The organism is Xanthobacter autotrophicus (assembly GCF_029991245.1).
GTDB lineage: Bacteria > Pseudomonadota > Alphaproteobacteria > Rhizobiales > Xanthobacteraceae > Xanthobacter > Xanthobacter autotrophicus_C.
On the sequence record NZ_JAIVFO010000073.1, the window covers coordinates 1 to 22912 of the forward strand.

General features: G+C 66.7%; 18 protein-coding genes, 1 tRNA gene and 1 pseudogene. 13 read left to right on the top strand and 7 right to left on the bottom strand.

The window, feature by feature from the left end; translation table 11 throughout:
* The 12 genes and pseudogenes from tuf to rpoC all read left to right on the top strand — a co-directional run.
* A pseudogene (gene tuf, locus K9U41_RS13470) lies at nt 1–123 on the top strand (elongation factor Tu); the annotation flags it as partial.
* Nucleotides 124–221: 98 nt separating this feature from the next.
* Nucleotides 222–800 carry a hypothetical protein gene (locus K9U41_RS13475; RefSeq protein WP_282641351.1) on the top strand — a complete coding sequence of 193 codons (579 nt, stop codon included), beginning with the start codon at nt 222–224 and terminating at the stop codon, nt 798–800.
* Nucleotides 801–969: 169 nt separating this feature from the next.
* Nucleotides 970–1046: transfer RNA gene (locus K9U41_RS13480), tRNA-Trp, on the top strand.
* A 226-nt stretch (nt 1047–1272) separates the two neighbouring features.
* Nucleotides 1273–1470 (top strand): preprotein translocase subunit SecE, encoded by a 198-nt coding sequence (gene secE / locus K9U41_RS13485; RefSeq protein ID WP_282641352.1) that lies wholly within the window; start codon nt 1273–1275, stop codon nt 1468–1470.
* A gap of 17 nt (nt 1471–1487) precedes the next feature.
* Nucleotides 1488–2018 carry a transcription termination/antitermination protein NusG gene (gene nusG / locus K9U41_RS13490; RefSeq protein WP_012115334.1) on the top strand — a complete coding sequence of 177 codons (531 nt, stop codon included), beginning with the start codon at nt 1488–1490 and terminating at the stop codon, nt 2016–2018.
* A gap of 167 nt (nt 2019–2185) precedes the next feature.
* Nucleotides 2186–2635 (top strand): 50S ribosomal protein L11, encoded by a 450-nt coding sequence (rplK, locus tag K9U41_RS13495; RefSeq protein ID WP_282641353.1) that lies wholly within the window; start codon nt 2186–2188, stop codon nt 2633–2635.
* A 5-nt stretch (nt 2636–2640) separates the two neighbouring features.
* Nucleotides 2641–3336 (top strand): 50S ribosomal protein L1, encoded by a 696-nt coding sequence (gene rplA / locus K9U41_RS13500; RefSeq protein WP_282641354.1) that lies wholly within the window; start codon nt 2641–2643, stop codon nt 3334–3336.
* Between the two features lie 223 nt (nt 3337–3559).
* A complete protein-coding gene (locus K9U41_RS23960) occupies nt 3560–3799 on the top strand; it encodes a DUF1127 domain-containing protein (protein WP_432715793.1) in 240 nt (79 codons plus the stop codon).
* A gap of 711 nt (nt 3800–4510) precedes the next feature.
* Nucleotides 4511–5029 carry a 50S ribosomal protein L10 gene (gene rplJ / locus K9U41_RS13510; RefSeq protein WP_282641355.1) on the top strand — a complete coding sequence of 173 codons (519 nt, stop codon included), beginning with the start codon at nt 4511–4513 and terminating at the stop codon, nt 5027–5029.
* Between the two features lie 69 nt (nt 5030–5098).
* Nucleotides 5099–5470: a 50S ribosomal protein L7/L12 gene (gene rplL, locus K9U41_RS13515; protein WP_282641356.1), complete on the top strand. Its 372-nt coding sequence runs from the start codon at nt 5099–5101 to the stop codon at nt 5468–5470.
* A 284-nt stretch (nt 5471–5754) separates the two neighbouring features.
* Entirely contained in the window at nt 5755–9831 is a 4077-nt protein-coding gene (rpoB, locus tag K9U41_RS13520; protein WP_282641357.1) for a DNA-directed RNA polymerase subunit beta, read from the top strand.
* 137 nt (nt 9832–9968) lie between these two features.
* Nucleotides 9969–14153 carry a DNA-directed RNA polymerase subunit beta' gene (gene rpoC / locus K9U41_RS13525; RefSeq protein WP_282641358.1) on the top strand — a complete coding sequence of 1395 codons (4185 nt, stop codon included), beginning with the start codon at nt 9969–9971 and terminating at the stop codon, nt 14151–14153.
* Between the two features lie 254 nt (nt 14154–14407).
* Here rpoC and K9U41_RS13530 read toward each other — a convergent pair whose 3' ends face one another.
* From K9U41_RS13530 to K9U41_RS13560, 7 genes are all read right to left on the bottom strand, one after another.
* A complete protein-coding gene (locus K9U41_RS13530; protein WP_282641359.1) occupies nt 14408–14911 on the bottom strand; it encodes an ureidoglycolate lyase in 504 nt (167 codons plus the stop codon).
* Between the two features lie 10 nt (nt 14912–14921).
* Nucleotides 14922–16178: a Zn-dependent hydrolase gene (locus K9U41_RS13535; RefSeq protein WP_282641366.1), complete on the bottom strand. Its 1257-nt coding sequence runs from the start codon at nt 16176–16178 to the stop codon at nt 14922–14924.
* Between the two features lie 11 nt (nt 16179–16189).
* Entirely contained in the window at nt 16190–17170 is a 981-nt protein-coding gene (locus K9U41_RS13540) for an ABC transporter ATP-binding protein (protein ID WP_282641360.1), read from the bottom strand.
* Nucleotides 17167–18222 (bottom strand): ABC transporter ATP-binding protein, encoded by a 1056-nt coding sequence (locus K9U41_RS13545; RefSeq protein WP_282641361.1) that lies wholly within the window; start codon nt 18220–18222, stop codon nt 17167–17169. The genes K9U41_RS13540 and K9U41_RS13545 overlap by 4 nt, the downstream gene beginning before the upstream one ends.
* Complete coding sequence (locus K9U41_RS13550) at nt 18219–19103, bottom strand: ABC transporter permease (protein WP_282641362.1); 885 nt, start codon at nt 19101–19103, stop codon at nt 18219–18221. Before K9U41_RS13550 ends, K9U41_RS13545 begins: the two co-directional genes overlap by 4 nt.
* A 27-nt stretch (nt 19104–19130) precedes the next feature.
* Nucleotides 19131–20075, bottom strand: a complete 945-nt coding sequence (locus K9U41_RS13555) for an ABC transporter permease (RefSeq protein ID WP_282641363.1) — start codon at nt 20073–20075, stop codon at nt 19131–19133.
* Nucleotides 20076–20143: 68 nt separating this feature from the next.
* Nucleotides 20144–21826 carry an ABC transporter substrate-binding protein gene (locus tag K9U41_RS13560; RefSeq protein WP_282641364.1) on the bottom strand — a complete coding sequence of 561 codons (1683 nt, stop codon included), beginning with the start codon at nt 21824–21826 and terminating at the stop codon, nt 20144–20146.
* 369 nt (nt 21827–22195) lie between these two features.
* Between K9U41_RS13560 and K9U41_RS13565 the strand changes: the two genes are divergently transcribed.
* Nucleotides 22196–22912: aspartate/glutamate racemase family protein (locus K9U41_RS13565; RefSeq protein ID WP_282641365.1), on the top strand; the 717-nt coding region annotated here is incomplete at its 3' end.

The window sequence follows — 22912 nt, forward strand, 5'->3', positions numbered from 1 at the left end:
GACAACGTGTCCATGGACGTGGCGCTGATCGTTCCCATCGCCATGGAAGAGAAGCTGCGTTTCGCCATCCGCGAGGGTGGCCGCACGGTGGGCGCCGGCGTCGTCGCCTCCATCATCGAGTGATCTGGGCCTTGGTCCGACCCCATGGCCGGATCGCTGCTTTACAATTGAAACCGGAAAGGCAGGCTTCGGCCTGCCTTTCTTGCGTCAGGGGGCAATGAATGGTCAGGGCCATTCGGATGCATGGGTCGATCGCGGCCCTGTGCGGGGCGTTGCTGGGCTGCGCGACGCCGCAACAGGTGGAAGACGCCCAGGCCAAGCGGGCGCAGAGTTGGGGCGGGCGTACGCTTATCGGCGCCTACCGCTTCAGCGGACCTATCGCCGCCTATTTCGAGCCGCCTCCGTCGGGCGCGATGGGTGGACGGCTTCTGGTCTGGGAAGAGGGGCGCCGCGAGGTGATCCAGGGCGAATGGACGATCCGGAACTTCAAGCTCTGCGTGAAGCCGAACGTCTATTACAAGGAGATGATCGGCGCCGCCTTCGACCGGGAGGCGTGCCTCGGCTTCGATTCCAGTGCGGTTGAGTTCGACCACTTCGAGGGCGACGTGTTCGCGCTCAGGGGCAAGCGCGACGCACCTTATGTGAGCAGCAAGGCGGACAACGACAAGTTCGCGTCCGTGATGCGCACCACACCCTATTATGCTCCGGCCAATGGCGGTTTCAGCGAGGCGCTTTATCCTGCTCGCGAAGCACCCAAGGCCGGCACCGCGGAAGCTGTGGCTACCGGCGTCGCGCACTAGCATGCCTCTTTACACGCGCCGCGCATGCCACTACACACACCCGTCCGATGCGCTGGGTCACTCCCCGGCGCGGCGGAGTCTACCCTCGAGGCCGGCGGGCGATGGCTCGCGCTTCGGGGTGCCGGCCCTGATGCCGGGGCGCCGCCTTCGGGAGGCGCCTTCAGGCTATAGGAGTGTAGCTCAACTGGTTAGAGCACCGGTCTCCAAAACCGGGGGTTGGGGGTTCGAGTCCCTCCACTCCTGCCACTTCCGAGAGGGGCGGCAGGCACGGCGAGGCGGCGGCACGGGGCGCGACGACGCGGCCCTGATCCCGCCCGGATGATCCCGTAGCAACGTCTCGCAAGAGCCGGCGCCGGCGGGTCGGAGCATTCTTGGGGCGGCGTTCGTGCCGCGCGATACAGAGGTGGCGGTCACCGGAGCGGCCCACGGGGCGTCCGGACCAGGCGGCCGGGAACGATTGGCGAAGAGCGCTATGGCGAAGAACAGTCCTGTCGAGTTCTTTCAGCAGGTCCGCGCCGAAACGGCGAAGGTCACCTGGCCGACCCGGCGCGAGACGCTGATCACCACGGGCATGGTGTTCGTGATGGTTCTGCTTGCCTCCATCTTCTTCCTCATCGTCGACCAGATCATCAGATTCGGCGTGTCGACCCTCCTGACCCTCGGGCACTGAGCGGAAAGGAAGGCACCATGGCCAAGCGCTGGTATATCGTTCACGCCTATTCCAACTTCGAGAAGAAGGTGGCCGACTCCATCCGCGAGCAGGCCGATCAGCGCGGGCTCACCGATCTGTTCGAGCAGATCCTCGTGCCCACCGAGAAGGTGGTCGAGGTGCGCCGCGGCCGGAAGGTGGACGCCGAGCGCAAGTTTTTCCCCGGCTACGTGCTGGTGAAGATGGACCTCACCGACGAGGCCTTCCATCTCATCAAGAACACGCCGAAGGTCACCGGCTTCCTGGGCGCCGACAACAAGCCCATGCCCATCTCCGAATCCGAGGCCATGCGCATCCTGCAGCAGGTCCAGGAAGGCATCGAGCGGCCCAAGCCCTCCATCACTTTCGAGGTGGGCGAGACGGTGAAGGTGGCCGACGGCCCGTTCGCCTCGTTCAACGGCATCGTGGAAGAGGTGGACGAGAGCCGCTCGCGCGTGAAGGTGGCAGTGTCCATCTTCGGCCGCGCGACGCCGGTGGAACTGGAATTCGCTCAGGTCGAGAAGGTCTGAGCCGAACGGGCAGCGTTCGCGCTGCCCGACGTGGGCGCCGTGCCGCAAGGCAGGGCGCCGGCGTGGGAGGGGAGGGAGCGTCTCGCCAAGCGCTCCTATGATCCGCACCACGCGATCCCGCCCGCAAGCCCCCGAGGGGGTGCGCGGCGCATCTTGGGAGTTGTGCAATGGCGAAGAAAATTACCGGTTACGTCAAGTTGCAGGTGCCTGCCGGCAGCGCCAATCCGGCCCCGCCGATTGGTCCCGCGCTCGGTCAGCGCGGCCTGAACATCATGGAATTCTGCAAGGCGTTCAACGCCCAGACCGCGCAGCTCGAAAAGGGCATGCCGATCCCGGTGGTGATCACCGCCTACCAGGACCGCTCCTTCACCTTCGAGCTGAAGACCCCGCCGGTCTCCTACTTCCTGAAGAAGGCCGCCGGCCTCGAGACCAAGAAGAAGCCCGGCTCCGGCTCCAAGACGCCCGGCAAGGGCACCTTCGTGGGCAAGGTCACCCGCGCCCAGCTCTCGGAGATCGCCGAGAAGAAGATGAAGGATCTGAACTGCGACACCGTTGAGGCCGCCGTTCAGATGATCGAAGGTTCGGCCCGCTCCATGGGCCTGCAGGTTCAGGGGTGAGCGCCATGAAGCAAGGCAAGCGCATCCGCGCCGTCAACGAAGGCATTGACCGCGTCAAGCTCTATCCCCTCGACGAGGCCCTGGCGCTCCTGAAGGAGCGCACCACGGCCAAGTTCGACGAGACCATCGAGGTCGCGCTGAACCTGGGCGTCGATCCCCGCCATGCGGACCAGATGGTCCGCGGCGTGTGCAACCTGCCCAACGGCTCGGGTCGTACCGTGCGCGTGGCGGTGTTCGCCCGTGGCGCCAAGGCTGACGAGTCCAAGGCGGCGGGTGCCGACATCGTCGGCGCCGAGGATCTCCTCGAGACCATCCAGGGCGGCACCATCGAGTTCGATCGCTGCATCGCCACCCCGGACCTGATGCCGCTGGTCGGCCGTCTCGGCAAGATCCTCGGCCCGCGCGGGCTGATGCCGAACCCGAAGGTCGGCACCGTGACCATGGACGTGAAGGGCGCCGTCGCCGCCGCCAAGGGCGGCGCGGTGGAGTTCCGCGTCGAGAAGGCCGGCATCATCCACGGCGGCATCGGCAAGGCCTCGTTCCCGGCCGACAAGCTGGCCGAGAACATCCGCGCCTTCGTCGACGCGGTGGTGAAGGCCAAGCCGGCCGGCGCCAAGGGCACCTACCTGCAGCGCGTGGCGGTGTCCTCCACCATGGGCCCCGGCATCAAGGTGGAACCGGCGACCGTTCACACCGCCTGATCGGCCTGACGCGACTGCGTTTTTGAATGGCCGGGCCTCGTGCCCGGCCTTTTGCATTGGGCGGCCTGCGCATTGGGCGGGCACGTTGCCGATCCGTTAATGCGATACCAGCTTGGGGCAGGGCAGGCCTGCGTTCTGAGCGGTTCTGCTGCACCGCAGTGGGGGCTATCTTCTCTTGAATGCTGCGTTGCAGCTAACGCCCCCGTGGCGTGAGGAGAAGACCATGCTCGCACTTCAGACCTTGTGGGTCGCCCTTCGCAGCTTCTTCGCCGGTGCGGTGATGCGCCGCCGCGTGGTGGACGAACTCGCCTCCCTGAGCGACCGGGAATTGTCCGACATGGGCGTCAGCCGCTCCGATATCCGCCGCCTTGCCCGCGAGGCGGCCGAAGAAGCCGGTGCCCGTTCTGCAAAGCGGCCCGCCGGCCGGCCGGCGGCGCTTTCGGGTTCGGTCCGCACGGCCTGAGGCCCGCCGCCGGCGCACTGCCGCCGCGGTGAGCAACGGATCGTTGGCCTTGCGCCACTTTGGGCGCGAGGCGGTCCATCGCGTCGGTCAGGCGGTCCGGCCGCCTGATGCAAACCGCCTGATGCAAAAAATGCGCAAAGGGCGTGACAAGAGGGGCGGCGCCCTATATATCGACTGTTTCCGGGCGGTCCGCCGCTCGGTCAAAGTATCTGTAGCTTTCGCCCTTGACGGGGTGAAAGGGCTGGGAGGGTTCGCCCGCCCGGCCTAATCGTCTGTCAGTGTAGGATTTGTCGACCCAAACCGGACGACAGGCCTGAAATCTGGCCGGCGATGAGTCCTGTCCGAGACTGCCGGCGCCCTGATGTTCGCTCAAATCGGCGAACGATCAAGGCTTAATTCTCGCACCCGCCTCGCCGAGGCGGACTTCGGAGAGCCAGCATAGACGGGGAAGACCGGAGTTTTGCCTCCGCCGTCCAGGGTCGACAGGCCGTGTGACGCGGGGATGAAGATCGGTTCGGAACCAGCGCCTTGCGCTCCGCGACACGGTTATCCGTGCCCGGATCAAGAGGGGACAGGGCATGAGAGCGTCGCGGATCGCGGCCTTCATGTCGCTTTCGACAGGTTGGTCGCGGCACGCGGCAAGGCGCAACCGGCGGGATCTCGAGCCCCTTTGGGGTGAGGGTGCCGCCACAGGCTTAAAGAGAGCCAGACGTGGATCGAGCGCAAAAACAAGAGCTCGTCACGACGCTCACGGATGTGTTCAAGAGCACCTCCGTCGTCGTGGTCGCCCACTATTCCGGCCTCACCGTTGCCCAGATGTCGCGCTTGCGCCGGCAGATGAAGGCGAGCGGTGCGACTGTAAAGGTGGCCAAGAACCGCCTCGCCAAGATCGCTCTGGAAGGCTCCGACGTCGCCCATGTGTCGTCCCTTCTCAAGGGACCGACCCTGATCGCCTATTCCAGCGATCCGGTGGCGGCGCCGAAGGTGGCTGTCGAGTTCGCCAAGACGAATGACAAGTTCGTGATCCTTGGCGGCGCGATGGGCACTACGGCCCTGAACGTGGACGGAGTGAAGGCGCTTGCGACCCTTCCGTCCCTGGACGAACTGCGTGCCAAGCTCGTCGGCCTTATCCAGGCCCCGGCGACCAAGCTCGCGCAGCTCACCACCGCGCCGGCAGCCAAGCTCGCCCGCGTGTTCGGGGCCTATGCCAAGCAGGACGAAGCTGCGTGAGGACCGGGCCGCAGCTGGCGGCCTGATCTCGCAAATCCAAAATCCGAACCTATCTTAAGGACTATTCCCATGGCTGACCTGACCAAGCTCGTCGACGAGCTCTCCTCCCTGACCGTTCTCGAGGCCGCCGAGCTGGCGAAGCTCCTCGAGGAGAAGTGGGGCGTTTCCGCCGCCGCCGCCGTGGCTGTCGCCGCTGCCCCGGCTGCTGCCGCTGCCGCCGTGGAGGAGCAGACCGAGTTCACTGTCGTCCTCGCTGCGGTTGGCGACAAGAAGATCGAAGTCATCAAGGAAGTGCGCGCCATCACCGGCCTCGGCCTCAAGGAAGCCAAGGACCTGGTGGAAGGCGCTCCCAAGCCCGTCAAGGAAGCCGTTTCCAAGGACGAGGCCGAGAAGCTCAAGGCCCAGCTCGAAAAGGCTGGCGCCAAGGTCGAGCTCAAGTGAGCTTTTGACGTTCGGGGTCCCGGTCCAGGCCGGGACCCCGTCCATAGCATTGCTCCCGGATCTTCGGGGGCAATGCATCGGAGACGACGGTTCTCCCGGCAGCCGGTGCGGGCAACGCCCCGCGGCTGCCGGGAGAACCGTCATAGTGCTGAAGGGGGATGGCTTTTGCCCCCACCTCTTCGGCTGTGACGGTGGTGAGGTTCCGGTGCCGGCGCGGCGTGCCCCTGTCTCTTCTGAGGCAAAGGGGTGCCGGCCCGAGGGGACCAGGACGGACGAGGATCGAGATGGCGCAAACGTTCACCGGTCGTAAGCGGATCCGCAAGTTCTTCGGCAAGATCAAGGAAGTGGCCGAGATGCCGAACCTCATCGAGGTTCAGAAGGCATCCTACGACCAGTTCCTCCAGATCGAGGAACCCAAGGGCGGACGCGACGACGACGGCCTGCAGGCGGTGTTCAAGTCGGTGTTCCCCATCTCCGACTTTTCGGGCGCCTCCATGCTGGAGTTCGTGCGCTACGAGTTCGAGCCGCCGAAGTATGACGTGGACGAGTGCCGCCAGCGCGGCATGACCTTCGCTGCCCCGCTCAAGGTGACGCTGCGCCTCATCGTGTTCGATGTGGACCCCGATACCGGTGCCAAGTCGGTGAAGGACATCAAGGAGCAGGACGTCTACACCGGCGACATCCCGCTCATGACCATGAACGGCACGTTCATCGTGAACGGCACCGAGCGCGTCATCGTCTCCCAGATGCACCGTTCGCCGGGCGTGTTCTTCGACCACGACAAGGGCAAGACCCACTCCTCGGGCAAGCTGTTGTTCGCCGCCCGCATCATCCCCTATCGCGGCTCCTGGCTCGACATCGAGTTCGACGCCAAGGACATCGTGTTCGCGCGCATCGACCGGCGCCGGAAGATTCCGGTGACGAGCCTGCTCTATGCCCTCGGCCTCGACAACGAGGAAATCCTCTCGACCTTCTACGAGAAGATTCCCTTCACGCGGGAGAAGGGCGGCTGGCGCATGCCGTTCGATCCCAAGCGCATGAAGGGTTACAAGGCGGTTGCCGATCTCATCGACGCCGATACCGGCGAAGTCGTGCTGGAGGCCGGCAAGAAGCTGACCGTGCGCGCCGGCCGCCAGCTCGCCGAGAAGGGCCTGAAGGCCCTCAGGATCTCCAATGAGGAGATGATCGGCCAGTACATCGCCGAGGATCTGGTGGACCTGGCCTCGGGCGAGATCCACGCCGAGGCGGGCGAGGAAATCACCGAGAAGACTTTGAAGCTGCTCGAGGAGAACGGCTACAACGAAATCCCGGTGCTGGACATCGACCACGTCAACACCGGCGCCTACATCCGCAATACGCTGACGGCCGACAAGAACGTGACCCGCGAGGACGCGCTCTTCGACATCTACCGCGTGATGCGCCCGGGCGAGCCGCCGACCATCGATTCGGCGCAGGCCATGTTCCATTCGCTGTTCTTCGACAGCGAGCGCTACGACCTGTCCGCGGTCGGCCGCGTGAAGATGAACATGCGCCTCGACCTCGACTGCCCCGACACGGTGCGGGTGCTGCGCCGCGACGACATCCTCTCCGTCATCCGCACGCTGGTCGAGCTGCGCGACGGCAAGGGCGAGATCGACGATATCGACCACCTGGGCAACCGCCGCGTGCGCTCGGTGGGCGAGCTGATGGAGAACCAGTACCGCGTCGGCCTGCTGCGCATGGAACGCGCCATCAAGGAACGCATGTCCTCCGTGGACATCGACACCGTGATGCCGCAGGACCTGATCAACGCCAAGCCGGTGGCGGCGGCGGTGCGCGAGTTCTTCGGCTCGTCCCAGCTCTCGCAGTTCATGGACCAGACCAACCCGCTGTCGGAGATCACCCACAAGCGCCGCCTCTCGGCGCTTGGCCCGGGCGGCCTGACGCGCGAGCGCGCCGGCTTCGAGGTGCGCGACGTGCACCCGACCCACTACGGCCGCATCTGCCCCATCGAGACGCCGGAAGGCCCGAACATCGGCCTCATCAACTCGCTGGCCACGTTTGCCCGCGTGAACAAGTACGGCTTCATCGAGGCGCCCTACCGCCGCGTGGTGGATTCGAAGGTCACCGACGAGGTGGTCTATCTCTCCGCCATGGAGGAGGGGAAGTATTACGTCGCCCAGGCCAACATCCCGCTCGACAAGGACGGCCGCTTCGAGGAAGACCTCATCGTCTGCCGCCATGCGGGCGACGTGCTCCTGGTCGCCCCCGACCGCGTCGACTTCATGGACGTGTCCCCCAAGCAGCTGGTCTCGGTGGCCGCGGCGCTGATCCCGTTCCTTGAGAACGACGACGCCAACCGCGCGCTCATGGGCTCCAACATGCAGCGCCAGGCGGTGCCGCTGGTGCGCTCGCAGGCGCCTCTGGTGGGCACCGGCATGGAAGCCGTGGTGGCCCGGGACTCGGGCGCCGCCATCGCCGCCCGCCGCACCGGCGTCATCGACCAGGTGGACGCCACCCGTATCGTCATCCGCGCCACGGAAGAGGCCGATCCGTCCAAGTCGGGCGTCGACATCTACCGGCTGATGAAGTTCCAGCGCTCCAACCAGTCCACCTGCATCAACCAGCGTCCGCTGGTGCGCGTGGGTGACCAGGTGAAGAAGGGCGACATCATCGCCGACGGTCCCTCGACCGAGCTTGGCGAGCTGGCCCTCGGCCGCAACGTGCTCGTCGCGTTCATGCCGTGGAACGGCTACAACTTCGAAGATTCCATCCTGCTCTCGGAGAACATCGCCAAGGAAGACGTGTTCACCTCGATCCACATCGAGGAATTCGAGGCCATGGCCCGCGACACCAAGCTCGGGCCGGAGGAAATCACCCGCGACATTCCCAACGTCTCGGAAGAGGCGCTGAAGAATCTCGACGAGGCGGGCATCGTCTATATCGGCGCCGAAGTGCGCGCCGGCGACATCCTCGTGGGCAAGATCACGCCCAAGGGCGAAAGCCCGATGACGCCGGAAGAAAAGCTGCTGCGCGCCATCTTCGGCGAGAAGGCCGCCGACGTGCGCGACACCTCGCTGCGCCTGCCGCCCGGCACCACCGGCACCATCGTGGAAGTGCGCGTGTTCAACCGCCACGGCGTGGACAAGGACGAGCGCGCCCTGGCCATCGAGCGCGAGGAAATCGAGCGCCTCGCCAAGGACCGCGACGACGAGCAGGCGATCCTCGACCGTAACGTCTACGGCCGCCTGATCGAGATCCTCGACGGCAAGACCGCCATCGCCGGCCCCAAGGGCTTCCGCAAGGAGACCGTGGTCACCCGCGAGATCCTCACCGAGTATCCGCGCTCGCAGTGGTGGCTGTTCGCGGTGGCCGACGACGCCATCATGGCGGAGCTGGAAGCCATCCGCGCCCAGTACGACGACTCCAAGAAGCGTCTGGAGCAGCGGTTCCTCGACAAGGTCGAGAAGCTGCAGCGCGGCGACGAGCTGCCCCCCGGCGTGATGAAGATGGTCAAGGTCTTCGTCGCGGTGAAGCGCAAGATCCAGCCCGGCGACAAGATGGCCGGCCGCCACGGCAACAAGGGCGTGGTCTCGCGCATCGTGCCCGTGGAGGACATGCCGTTCCTTGAGGACGGCACCAACGTGGACATCGTGCTGAACCCGCTGGGCGTGCCCTCGCGCATGAACGTGGGCCAGATCCTGGAGACCCACCTGGGCTGGGCCTGCGCGGGCCTCGGCCGGCAGGTGGCCGCGGCCATGGAAGCCTATTACGGCAAGCAGGACCTCAAGCCCCTGCGCGATCGCCTCGAGACCATCTACGGCAAGGAGGAGATCGACCAGCTCAAGGACGGGGAACTGCCCGAGCTGGGCGAGAACCTGCGCAAGGGCGTGCCCATGGCGACCCCGGTGTTCGACGGGGCGCACGAGGCCGACATCGAGCAGCAGCTGGAGAAGGCCGGCCTGGATGCCTCCGGCCAGTCCACGCTCTATGACGGGCGCACCGGCGAGCCGTTCGATCGTAAGGTCACGGTGGGCTACATCTACATGCTGAAGCTCCACCATCTGGTCGACGACAAGATCCACGCCCGTTCCATCGGCCCCTACTCGCTGGTCACCCAGCAACCGTTGGGCGGCAAGGCGCAGTTCGGCGGACAGCGTTTCGGCGAAATGGAGGTGTGGGCCCTCGAAGCCTACGGCGCGGCCTACACCCTGCAGGAGATGCTGACGGTGAAGTCCGACGACGTGGCCGGCCGCACCAAGGTCTACGAGGCCATCGTGCGCGGCGAGGACACGTTCGAGAGCGGCATTCCCGAGAGCTTCAACGTGCTCGTGAAGGAAATGCGCTCGCTCGGCCTCAACGTCGACCTCGAAAACAGCTGACGGGATCGCGCGGCCCGGTCGGGCCGCGCCTGCCGCCCCGTCCTCAAGGACCACATCCGCGCATTGCGGACCGCCTGACCGGCGCATCGGCCGGTCAGGGTCGAAGATAAAGGCCCACTTCGTTTGGGAGCCAGCTCATGAACCAGGAAGTCCTGAACGTCTTCAATCCGACCGTTCCGGCCCCGGCCTTCAACCAGATCCGCATCACCATTGCGAGCCCGGACAAGATCAAGTCCTGGTCCTATGGCGAGATCAAGAAGCCGGAAACCATCAATTACCGCACGTTCAAGCCCGAGCGTGACGGCTTGTTCTGCGCGCGCATCTTCGGTCCCATCAAGGACTACGAGTGCCTGTGCGGCAAGTACAAGCGGATGAAGTACAAGGGCATCATCTGCGAGAAGTGCGGCGTCGAGGTCACCTTGTCGCGCGTGCGCCGCGAGCGCATGGGCCACATCGAGCTTGCGGCCCCGGTGGCGCACATCTGGTTCCTGAAGTCCCTGCCGAGCCGCATCGGCCTGCTGCTCGACATGACGCTGAAGGACCTCGAGCGGATCCTGTACTTCGAATATTTCGTCGTCATCGAGCCGGGCACCACCAAGCTCAAGTACCGTCAGCTCCTCTCGGAGGACGAGTACCTGCGCGCCCAGGACGAGTTCGGCGAGACCAACTTCACCGCCATGATCGGCGCCGAGGCCATCCGCGAGATCCTGCGCGGCATGGACCTCGACAAGATCGCCGCCGACCTGCGGGTGGAAATCTCCGAGGCCACCACCGAGCTGAAGCCCAAGAAGCTCGCCAAGCGCCTGAAGATCGTGGAGGCCTTCCAGCTCTCCGGCAACAAGCCGGAATGGATGATCCTCACCCACGTGCCGGTCATCCCGCCGGACCTGCGTCCGCTGGTGCCGCTGGACGGCGGCCGCTTCGCGACCTCGGACCTCAACGACCTCTACCGCCGCGTCATCAACCGCAACAACCGCCTGAAGCGGCTGATCGAGCTGCGCGCGCCGGACATCATCATCCGCAACGAGAAGCGCATGCTTCAGGAAGCGGTGGACGCGCTGTTCGACAACGGCCGCCGCGGCCGCGTCATCACCGGCGCCAACAAGCGTCCGCTGAAGTCGCTCGCCGACATGCTGAAGGGCAAGCAGGGCCGGTTCCGCCAGAACCTGCTCGGCAAGCGCGTGGACTATTCCGGTCGTTCGGTGATCGTGGTGGGTCCCGAGCTGAAGCTGCACCAGTGCGGCCTGCCCAAGAAGATGGCGCTGGAGCTGTTCAAGCCCTTCATCTATTCGCGGCTCGACGCCAAGGGCCATTCGGCCACGGTGAAGCAGGCCAAGAAGCTGGTGGAGAAGGAGCGTCCCGAGGTGTGGGACATCCTCGACGAGGTGATCCGCGAGCACCCGGTGATGCTGAACCGCGCGCCGACGCTCCATCGCCTCGGCATCCAGGCGTTCGAGCCGGTGCTCATCGAGGGCAAGGCGATCCAGCTGCATCCGCTGGTCTGCTCGGCCTTCAACGCCGACTTCGACGGCGACCAGATGGCCGTCCACGTCCCGCTCTCGCTGGAAGCCCAGCTGGAAGCGCGCGTGCTGATGATGTCCACCAACAACATCCTGCACCCGGCGAACGGCCAGCCCATCATCGTGCCGTCGCAGGACATCGTGCTCGGCCTCTACTACCTCTCCATCATGAAGGAGAAGGAGCCCGGCGAGGGGATGATGTTCGCCAACATGGCGGAGATCGACCACGCGCTGAACGCCAAGGCGATCACCCTCGCCACCAAGATCCGCGGCCGCTACATCGGCGTGGATGCCGAGGGCAAGCAGTATTCCAAGATCTATGAGACCTCTCCGGGCCGCATGAAGATCGGCGAGCTGCTGCCCAAGCATCCGAAGCTGTCCTACGACGTCGTCAACAAGCTGATGACGAAGAAGGAAATCTCCAACATGATCGATGCCGTGTACCGGCACTGCGGTCAGAAGGAGAGCGTGATCTTCTGCGACCGCATCATGGCGCTCGGCTTCTACAACGCGTTCCGCGCCGGCATCTCGTTCGGCAAGGACGACATGGTGGTGCCGAAGAAGAAGTGGGAGCTGGTCGAGGAGACCCGCAGCCTCACCAAGGAATACGAGCAGCAGTACAATGACGGTCTGATCACCCAGGGCGAGAAGTACAACAAGGTCGTGGACGCCTGGGGCAAGTGCACGGACCGCATCGCTGACGAGATGATGAAGGAAATCTCGTCCGTGAAGCGGGACCCGAAGACCGGCCGCGAGAAGCAGATCAACTCGATCTACATGATGAGCCACTCCGGAGCGCGTGGGTCGCCCGCTCAGATGAAGCAGCTTGCCGGCATGCGCGGCCTCATGGCCAAGCCGTCGGGCGAGATCATCGAGAGCCCGATCATCTCGAACTTCAAGGAAGGCCTGACCGTGATGGAGTACTTCAACTCCACCCACGGCGCGCGCAAGGGCCTTGCCGACACGGCTCTGAAGACCGCCAACTCTGGTTACCTCACCCGCCGCCTCGTGGACGTGGCGCAGGATTCCATCATCACCGAGCGCGATTGCGGCTCGGAGAAGGGGATCCACATGCGCGCCATCATCGACGCCGGCCAGGTGGTGGCTTCGCTGGCCTCCCGCGTCCTCGGCCGCACTGCGGCGGAAGACATCGTGGAGCCGGCCACCGGCACCGTCATCGTGCCCCGCGGCACCATGATCGAGGAATGGCACGTCGAGCGGATCAACAAGTCCGGCATCCAGGAGATCAAGATCCGTTCGGTCCTGACCTGCGAGACCCGGAACGGCGTGTGCGGCACCTGCTACGGGCGCGACCTTGCCCGCGGCACCCCGGTGAACATGGGCGAGGCGGTGGGCGTCATCGCCGCCCAGTCCATCGGCGAGCCGGGCACCCAGCTCACCATGCGCACCTTCCACATCGGCGGCGCGGCGACCCTCGCCGACAGTTCCTATGTGGAAAGCAACTTCGAGGGCCTCGTCCGCATCCGCAACCGCAACGTGGCGCGGAACTCGGAAGGCGACCTCGTGGTCATGGCCCGCAACCTGGCGGTGGTCATCGTCGACGTGGACGGCACCGAGCGCGCGGTCAACCGCGTGCAGTACGGCGCCCGCCTCAAGGTGGACGAGGGCGACACCATCAAGCGTGGCCAGCGCATCGCCGAGTGGGACCCCTACACCCGCCCCATCCTCTCCGAGGTGGACGGCATGGTGGCCTTCGAGGACCTGACGGAAGGCTCCTCCATGAACGAGACGGTCGACGAGTCGACCGGCATCGCCAAGCGCGTGGTGACGGACAGCCGCTCGGGCCGTGGGCCGGAGCTGCGCCCCGCCATCCTCATCAAGGGCAAGGACGGCAAGATTATCAAGCTGCCCCGCGGCGGCGACGCCCGCTATGCCCTGCCGGTGGAGGCCATCATCTCGGTGGACCCCAACCAGACCCTCAAGGCCGGCGACGCGGTGGCCCGCGTGCCCATGGAGAGCGCCAAGACCCGCGACATCACGGGCGGTCTGCCGCGCGTGGCGGAGCTGTTCGAGGCGCGTCGTCCCAAGGATGCGGCCATCATCGCCGAGATCTCGGGCACCATCCGCTTCGGCCGTGACTACAAGAACAAGCGCCGGCTCTCCATCGAGCCGGCGGACGGCGGGGATGCGGTGGAATACCTGATCCCGAAGGGCAAGCACATCCATCTCCAGGACGGCGACGTGGTGGAGAAGGGCGACTTCATCGTCGACGGCAACCCGGCGCCGCACGACATCCTGGCGATCAAGGGCGTGGAAGAGCTTGCCGCCTTCCTCGTCAACGAGATCCAGGAGGTCTACCGGCTCCAGGGCGTGCATATCAACGACAAGCACATCGAGGTGATTGTCCGGAACATGCTCCAGAAGGTCGAGATCGACGACAGCGGCGAGACCGACTTCCTGGACGGCGAGCAGGTGGACCGCATCGAGTTCATCGAGGCGAACGAGAAGGCCGCGGAAGAGGCGAAGAAGCCCGCCACCGGCCATCCCGTGCTGCTGGGCATCACCAAGGCGTCCTTGCAGACGCGCTCCTTCTTCTCGGCGGCTTCCTTCCAGGAGACCACCCGCGTCCTCACCGAGGCGGCGGTCAACGGCAAGGTGGATCCGCTGGAAGGCCTGAAGGAGAACGTCATTGTCGGCCGCCTCATCCCGGCCGGCACCGGCGCCCAGATGTCGCGCCTGCGCACCATCGCCAACAGCCGCGACGACCTCATCGTCGCGACCCGCGACGAGCAGAGCGAGGGCCATCCCCTGGTGGAAGGCCCCATCGACGCGGCGGAGTGATCGCCCGACGACCTCTGGACAGAAACGGAAAAGGCCGCCTTCGGGCGGCCTTTTTCTTTGGGCGGGGGGACGGGGGCGGTGACCTGGCCTCCCCCGTCCCCCCAACGGCGCGTGCGCTTGCGGGGCTGCATCTGGCGCTGCGTTTCCGGCGCGCGCGATGCGGGCAAAGGGAATCCATGGCGCGATGAACCACCCTCGCAACCAGAAGGACGCGGCCGGTCAACGGTGCCATGCCGGCCACCGCTGCGAAGCCCTCAGAGCGCCACGGTGAACGGGGTGATGTCGGCGAAGTCCTCGTCGTCCGGGCCGAAGTCGCGCCACATGAAGATGGCGAACGGGGCCGGGGCTTCCAGCACCGTGAGCGGGGCGTGCCACACGCCGCTCTTCAGGGTGATGCCCTCGCCGGGGCCGGGCCGGAAGGCCACGGCGGCGGCCAGGTCCGGCGATCCGTCGGCGGCGTTGGGCGCCACCACCACCAGCCATGGCGTGGGCGCCATGGGCAGGAAGCTCTGCGACGTGAGCCGGTGCCGCTCGATGATCGTGACCGGCACCGGCCGCGCCAGGCTGGGCGCGGCGAGGATGAGGGAGAGGCTCGCCGGCGTCTGCGGCTTGAGGCTCGCCAGCGCGCCGTCGAAGTAGCTGCGCGTTCCCACCTCTCGCGGCACGCGCAGCACGTCGCCGAAGGGCGCGAAGGCTTCCGCTGTCAAGGCTTGTGCCGTCAGCGGGCGGGCGAGGAGGGGGGAGGGGGCACAGCTCACGGTGTGCGCCTCACGCTTTCCCGGCATCGCCGGCCAGCGCCAGCGCGGCATGAAGCAGCACGTTGGCACCCGCGGCGCAGTCCTCCTTGGTGGCGGATTCCAGCTCGTTGTGGCTCACCCCGTCCTTGCAGGGCACGAAGATCATGCCCGTGGGCACAATGGTGGCGAGGTGGAAGGAATCATGCCCCGCGCCCGAGACCATGGGGCGGTGGCTGAGGCCCAGCTTCTGCGCCGCAACGGCCACCGCGCCGGTGACGGCGGGATCGAAATGGGTGGGCTCCTTGCGCCAGATGGTGTCGAGCTTAACGCTCACCTTCCGCCGCTCGGCGATGCGCGCCACCGCCGCCTGAAGGCCGGTGTCCAGCGCTTCGAGGATGTCCGCGTCGGGGGTGCGGAACTCGGCGGCGAAGGTGATCTCGCCGGGGATCACGTTGCGCGATTGCCGGGCGATGGTGATGTCCGCCACCGTGCCCACCGCGTTCGGCCCCAGCTCCACCGCCAGCTTTTCCACCGCGAGCACGATCTCGGAGAGGGTGGCGAGGGCATCCTTGCGCAGGTGCATGGGGGTGGAGCCGGCATGGCTCTCGAAACCGGTGATGCGCCCGGCATACCAGATGATGCCCTGGCCGTGCTCCACCACGCCGATGGTGACGTTCTCCGCCTCCAGGATCGGCCCCTGCTCGATGTGCAGCTCCAGGAAGCCGCTGAATGTCTGCGTGCCGAGCGGCACCGCGCCGCGATAGCCGATGGCGTCGAGGGCCTCGCCCACGCTCACGCCATCCGCATCGGTGCGGGCGAGGATTTCGGCCAGCGGCAGGTCGGCCACATGGCCGGCCGAGCCCATCATGGCCGGGGCGAAGCGGGAGCCTTCCTCATTGGTCCAGTTGACCACGCACAAGGGCGTGTCGGTCTCGATGCCGGCGTCGTTGAGGGCGCGCACCACCTCGAGGGCGGCCAGCGTGCCGAGGATGCCGTCGAACTTGCCGCCGGTGGGCTGGGTGTCGAGGTGGGAGCCAATGCCCAGCGGCGCCTTGCCGGCGTCCCTGCCCGGGCGCAGGGCGAACATGTTGCCCAGCGCATCCACGCTCACGGTGCAGCCGGCGGCCTCGCAGGCGGCGCGGAACCAGTCGCGCACCTGGCGGTCTTCCTCGCTCAGGGTCAGGCGCCTGACACCGCCCTTGGGCGTGCCGCCGAACTGCGCGGTTTCAAGGATGGTGCCCCAGAGGCGGTCGGCATTGATCTGGAGATTGGACAGGGCGGGGGTCATCAGCTCGGTCATCAGCTCACCGGGACGGGATGTTCAGCCAGCACGCACCTTACCGTCCGGCCGGGGGCGAGCACCACGTCCGGGGGCAGGCGCTCGGTGCAACGCTGCTGTGCATGGGCGCAGCGCGGGGCGAAGGAGCAGGCCGCCGGCGCCAGGTCGAGGGAGGGCGGGGTGCCGGGAATGGTCTGCAGCCGCGCGCCGCGCCTGGCGCCGTGCACGGTGGAGGCCAGCAGCCCCTGGGGATAGGGATGGCGCGGCGTGCGCACGATCTCGCCCAGCGTGCCGGTCTCCACGATCTGGCCGGCATACATCACCGCCACCTTGTCGCAGATTTCGATGGCCACCCCGATGTCGTGGGTGACGAAGATCACCGACATGCCCATCTCCCGCTGCAATTCGCGCAGGAGCAGCAGGATCTGGATCTGCACCGTGGCATCGAGCGCCGTGGTGGGCTCGTCGGCGAGCAGGATCTTCGGCTTGCAGGCGAGTGCGAGGGCGATCATGGCGCGCTGGCGCATGCCGCCGGACATTTCGTGCGGATAGGCATCGAGCCGGCGCCTGGCGGAGGGAATGCGCACCAGCTCCAGCATCTCCAGCGCCCGCGCCATGGCGGTGGCGTGGCTCGCGCCCTCGTGGCGCTTCACCGATTCCGCGATCTGCTGGCCGATGGTGTAGACCGGGTCCAGCGCCAGCGCCGGCTCCTGGAATATCATGGAGACGGTGCGGCCGCGGAAGGCGGAAAGCGTGGCGTCGTCCATGGCCAGCACATCCTGCCCGGCCACGGCGACACTGCCGCTGATCACCGTGCGCTTCTTGGGCAGGAGCCGCATGAGCGCGCGCATGGTCACGCTCTTGCCGGAGCCGGATTCGCCCAAGAGGCCCAGCACCTCGCCCTCGCCGAGGGAGAGCGAGACGCCGTTCACCGCATAGACCGTGCGCTCGCCGGTGAAGCGGATGGTGAGGTCGCGGATATCGACCAAGGGCGCAGTCATGGGTTGCCTCCGGCTTTGGGCGCGCGGCTGTGCCCGGAGCCGGGAATGACCATGTGGCAGGCGGCGAAATGCGCGCCCCCCGCCACCGGCGCCAAGGCGGGGCAGGCCTCGGCGCACACCGGCTCGAAGAAGGCGCAGCGGGTGTGGAAGCGGCAGCCCGGCGGCGGATCGATGGGGTTGGGCGGGTCGCCGGTGATGGGCGGCTCCTGCGTGCGCTGGTCCGGATCGAGGGCCGGCATGGCGGCGAGCAGCGCCCGCGTATAGGGATGGGCCGGGCCGTCCCACACCTCGTCCACCGGCCCCAGCTCCACCACCTGGCCGAGGTACATCACCAGCACCCGGTCGGAGATGTAGCGCACCACGTTGAGGTCGTGGCTGATGAACAGATAGGTGAGGCCGAACTCGCGCTTGAGGTCGGTGAGCAGGTTCAGCACCTGCGCCTCCACCGACTTGTCCAGCGCCGAGACCGCCTCGTCGAGGATCACGAGGCGCGGCTTCAAAGCCAGCGCCCGGGCGATGTTGACGCGCTGGCGCTGCCCGCCGGACACCTCGTGGGGATAGCGATTGGCGAACACTTCCGGGCGCAGGCCCACCTTGCCCATCAGGTCGCGGGCCAGGACCCGCGCCTCCTTGTCGGCGATGCCGTGCACCTTGGGGCCGAAGGCGATGGAATCCTCGATGGTGAGGCGCGGGTTGAGGGAAGCGTAGCTGTCCTGGAACACCATCTGCATGCCGCGCCGGAAGTCGCGCATGGTCAGCGTCCCGCCCACGGTCTCCCCGTCGAACAGGATCTCCCCGGCGTTGCGGGGCATGAGGTGCATGAGCAGGCGCGCGGTGGTGGATTTGCCGCAGCCGCTCTCGCCCACGATGCCCACCGTCTCGCCCTTGGCGATGGAGAAGGACACGTCGTCCACCGCCCGCACGGTCTTCTTCTCGGCGAGGAAGCCGCCGCCCACGGGGAAGTGCTTGGTGAGGTTCTTCACGTCGAGCAGCGGCTGGGCCGGCCCGCCGATGTCCGCCAAGGGCTCAAGAATGGGCTCGATGAGGGTCAATTGCGGATGTCCATGGCGCTGCGCAGCCCGTCGCTGAGCATGTTGAAGCAGATGGAGACGGCGAAGATCATCACGCCCGGCAGGGCTGCGACGCCCGGATTGACATAGATGGCGGTGCGCAGGGTGTTCAGCATCAGGCCCCATTCCGGCTCCGGCGGCTTGGTGCCGAGGCCGAGGAAGGACAGGCCCGAGGCCAGGATCATGGACACCGAGATCAGCCCGGTCGCATAGACGAAGATGGGGCCGAGCACGTTGCCCAGCATGTGCACCCGCATGATGGTGATGGCGCCGGCCCCGGAGGCGCGGGCCGCGTCCACGAAATCGAGGTTGCGCACCGAGGTGGTCACGCTCTCGGCCACGCGGGTGATCTGCGGCACGAACACCACCGTGAGCGAGACGATGGAATTGACGATGCCCGCCCCCAGCACCCCGGAGATGGCGATGGCCAGCAGCACCGAGGGGAAGGCGTAGAACACGTCGATGGTGCGCATGATGATGGTGTTCACCGCCCCGCCCAGATAGCCGGCGAGCAGGCCGAGGCTGGTGCCGATGCCGAAGGCGAGCACCACCGGCAGGATGCCGATGAGCAGCGAGAGCCGCCCGCCATAGATGAGGCGGGAGAGCATGTCGCGGCCCAGTTCGTCAGTGCCGAGAAGATAGCCCGGCGTGCCGATGTGGCGGAGACGGCGGATCATGGAGCCCTGATAGGGATCGGCAAGGCCGAGCCAGGGGGCGAAGATGGCGGCGAGCACGATGGCGAGCAGCACCGCCGCGCACACCATGCTGACCTTGTCGCGGGAAAAGCGGCGGCCCACGGTGGCCCAATAGCCGCGGGCCTTCTGGACCGGGGCGGCCTGGAGGGCGGCGTCGGTTGCGCTCATTTCTGGTCTCCGCTCACGCTCATGTCCTCAGCTCCGCTTGATGCGCGGATCGATGGACGCCTGGGCGATATCGACCACGAGGTTGAGGAAGACGAAGAACAGCGCCAGCACCAGGATGGTGCCCTGCAGCAGCGGCAGGTCGCGCTGGAAGATCGCCGAATTGAGCAGGAAGCCCGTGCCCGGCCAGGAGAACACCGTCTCGATGAGGATGGAGCCGCCCAGCAGGTAGCCGAGCTGCAGGCCCATCACCGCAACGGCGGTGGGGGCGGCATTCTTCACCACGTGGCGGAACACCTGGGTTTCCTTCAGGCCCTTGGAGCGCAGCGCCTCCACGAAATCCTGCGAGAGGATGTCGCCGGTGAGCGCGCGTACGGTGCGCGTCACGATGCCCATGGGGATCACCGACATGGTGACGGCGGGCAGGATGAGGTGGCGCATGTGCACCCAGTCCCACGCCCAGCCGCCGGGGCCGTTGCCCACCGCCGGCAGCCAGTTGAGCCACACCGAGAAGATGATGACCAGCACCATGCCGAGCCAGTAATGGGGCACGGACACGCCCGCCACGGCAATGGAGGTGGCGACCTTGTCCACCCAGGTATTGCGGAAATAGCCGGCGACCAGCCCGAAGAAGACGCCGAAGAAGAAGCCGATGAGGGAGGCCGTAACCGCGAGGATGAAGGTATTGCCCACCGCCTGCGTCACCTCCGCCAGCACCGGGCGTCCGGACGCGATGGAGGTGCCGAGATTGCCGTGCAGCGCCTGCCAGATCCACAGGCCGAACTGCACCGGCAGCGGCCGGTCGAAGCCGTAGGCGGCGCGCATCTGCGCCGCGAGTTCCGCCGAGGCATCGGCCGGGAGCACCGCAACCAGCGGATCGCCCGGCGTGATGTGGACCAGAAGGAAACACACCAGCGCGACGGCGATGACGATCGGGATCACATAGATGATCCGCCTCAGGATATAGACCAGCACGGGGCCACCTTGCGCAGGGGGAAGAAAACGCGGGGCGTATTCAACGCCCCGCGTTCCGGTTCAAGGCATCACTGCGAGATCGACACCGGCGAGAAGTCCACGAACCAGCTCTTGGGCTGCACGAAACCCTTGATCTTGGGGCTCATGGCGCGGGGGCCCACGTCGTGCGCCACATAGAGGAAGGCGGCGTCGTCCACCGAGGCGGCATGCAGCTCGGCGAGCGCCGCGTCCCGTGCGGCGGGATCGAACGAGGTGCGGGCCTTCTTCACCAGCTCGTCGAACTTGGGATTGTTGTTGAAGCCCCAGTTGTTGGACACCGGCGGCGCCATGCCCGACTGCAGGAAGCGCACCATGGCGAAGAACGGGTCCATGGCCGCATAGGTCACGTTGATGGCGTTGGCGCCGTTGGCGGTCGGGTCCTTGGCGCCCTTGCGCCAGTTGGTGAACAGGGTGTTCCACTCGATCACGTCGAGCTGAACGTCGAAATAGCAGTCCGCCAGCGCCTGCTGGAGATATTCGTTCATGGGCAGGGGCAGCATCTGGCCCGAGCCGGAGGCGGAAGTCTGGGTCTTCACCTTCAACTTCTTGTCGGGGCCGAAGCCGGCTTCCTTCATCAGCTTCTGGCCGGCGGCCACGTCATGCTTGATCTGGAAGGTGGGATTGCCGCGCCAGGGATGGCCGGGCTCCACCGTGCCGGTGGCCGGCACCATGAGGCCGCCCAGCAGCCCGTCCTTCATGCCTGCCCGGTCGATGCACAGGTTTGCCGCCTTGCGCACGCGGATGTCGTTCCACGGCGAGCCTTCGATGCGGGAGAACTGCCACGGCCACACGTGGGGCTGCTCGTTGCTCTCGATCTTGAAGCCGCGGGACTTCAGCTGGGCGATGGCGTCGGGGGCGGGGGCCTCGATCCAGTCCACCTGGCCGGCCATGAGGGCGGCGGTGCGGGCGTTGGCCTCGGGCATGGGCAAAAGCAGCATCTTGTCGGTCTTGGGCACCCGCGCCTTGTCCCAATAGGCCTCGTTCTTCACCAGCTCCAGCCGCTCGCGGGGCACGAAACCGGTCATCTTCCACGGGCCGGTGCCGGACGCGTTGCGGGCGAAGGCGGTCCAGGCGGCGGCCGCCTTGGCCTTGGCATCGGCGCCGTCGGCGGCGTCATAGAATTTCTGCCACTGGGCGGGGCTGGCCATGAACAGGTTGGTGAGGTTGTAGGGCAGGAAGCTGTCCGGCTCCTTGGTGGTCAGCTCCACCGTCAGGTCGTCGATCTTCTTCGCCGAGACCAGGGTTGGCATGCGCGAGGCGGTGACGCCCACCTGGCTGGCGTCGAACTGCGGCGCCTCCTTGTTCAGCACCTTGCCCACGTTCCACACCACGGCGTCGGCGTTGAACGGCGCACCGTCGTGGAAGGTGACGCCGGGGCGCAGCTTGAACACCCACTTGGTCTTGTCGGCGTCGTCCACCTTCCACTCGGTGGCAAGGCCGGGGATGAGCACGCTGGGCTTGGTGGCGGAGGACAGGTCCCAGTTCACCAGCGCGTCATACAGGGTGACGCCGGTGAAGCGGTTGCCCTCGAAGCCCTGGTCCGGTTGGCCGAGGGTGCGCGGGATGTCGGCGGCGGTCATGCCGATGCGCAGGGTGGTCTCGGCGCCGGCGATGCCCGGCGCGATGCACGCAAAGCTCGTGGCCAGCAGAAGGGCGGCGGTCTTCAGGGTGTGGCGACCGGAGCGGATCCGCTTTTCAGTTTGCAGCATCATGGAGTCCTTTGCGGCGAGATACCCAGGTCACGTGTTGCCCAGTCACGTGTTGCCCAGTTCATTAGCAACCGGCGTGCCACCACCGGTGACCCGCCCAGAATGGAGTTGCCCCAACGGAATGATGGGAAAATTTGTCTTCAAATTATCCACGATTTGTATTGTTGCTTAAACATGGGGCAAATCAGGTGTTCAGGTATGCGATTGGGATCGCGTCGCGGGGGCGGGGTCCGCTGGCCGGGCGCTGTCGCCCGGGCCGGATCAGCCTGCGCATGGGTGGCGCGTGCCGTTTTACCGGTTCCGATTGCCGCCCCGTCCCATGCGCACGTAGTGTCGCCACCGATTGACCCCGTGTGACCCGGCGAGGCCGTTTTGAAGATCCTGGTGCTGAACGGAAACACCACTGCCCATGTGACGGAGCGCATGATTGCGGCACTGAAACCCAGGTGCCCGGAAAGTGTGCAGCTGGTCGGCGCGACGGCGCCCTTCGGCATGCCCTATGTGTCCACGCGTGGGGCCGTGGCGGTGGCCACCCATGCCGTCCAGGAGGCGGTGCGCGAGGCGGTGGAAGGCGAACGGGCGGCGGGCCGCGCCCCCTTCGACGCCTGCTTCTATGCCTGTTTCGGCGAGCCGGGGATCGAGGCGCTCCGGGCGGAGCAGGCCTTTCCGGTGGCGGGCATGGCGGAAGCCAGCATCCTCACCGCGCTCCAGCTCGGGGAGCGCTTTTCCATCGTCACGGTGGGGGCGGAGTGGCCGGCCATGCTGCGCGACCTGATGCGGCGGACCGCCCTGGAGGCGCGTTGCGCCGGCATTGGCGTGGTGCCGGGCGATGCCCTCGCCGTCGCCACCCGCCGGGAGGACGGGCTGAAGCTGGTGCGCGAGGCGGTGGACGAGGTGATCGCGCGCCAGGCTCCGGATGTGGTCATCGTCGCCGGAGCGGCGCTTGCGGGCTATGGCACGGCGCTCGCGGAGCAGGCACCGGTGCCGGTTCTCGATTCCCTCACGGCGGGTTTCGAGCAGGCCCTCGCCCTGGCCCGGCTGGGCCTCACGCGGAGGGGCGAAGACAGGTGCTCCGCTTCCGGGCTGGGG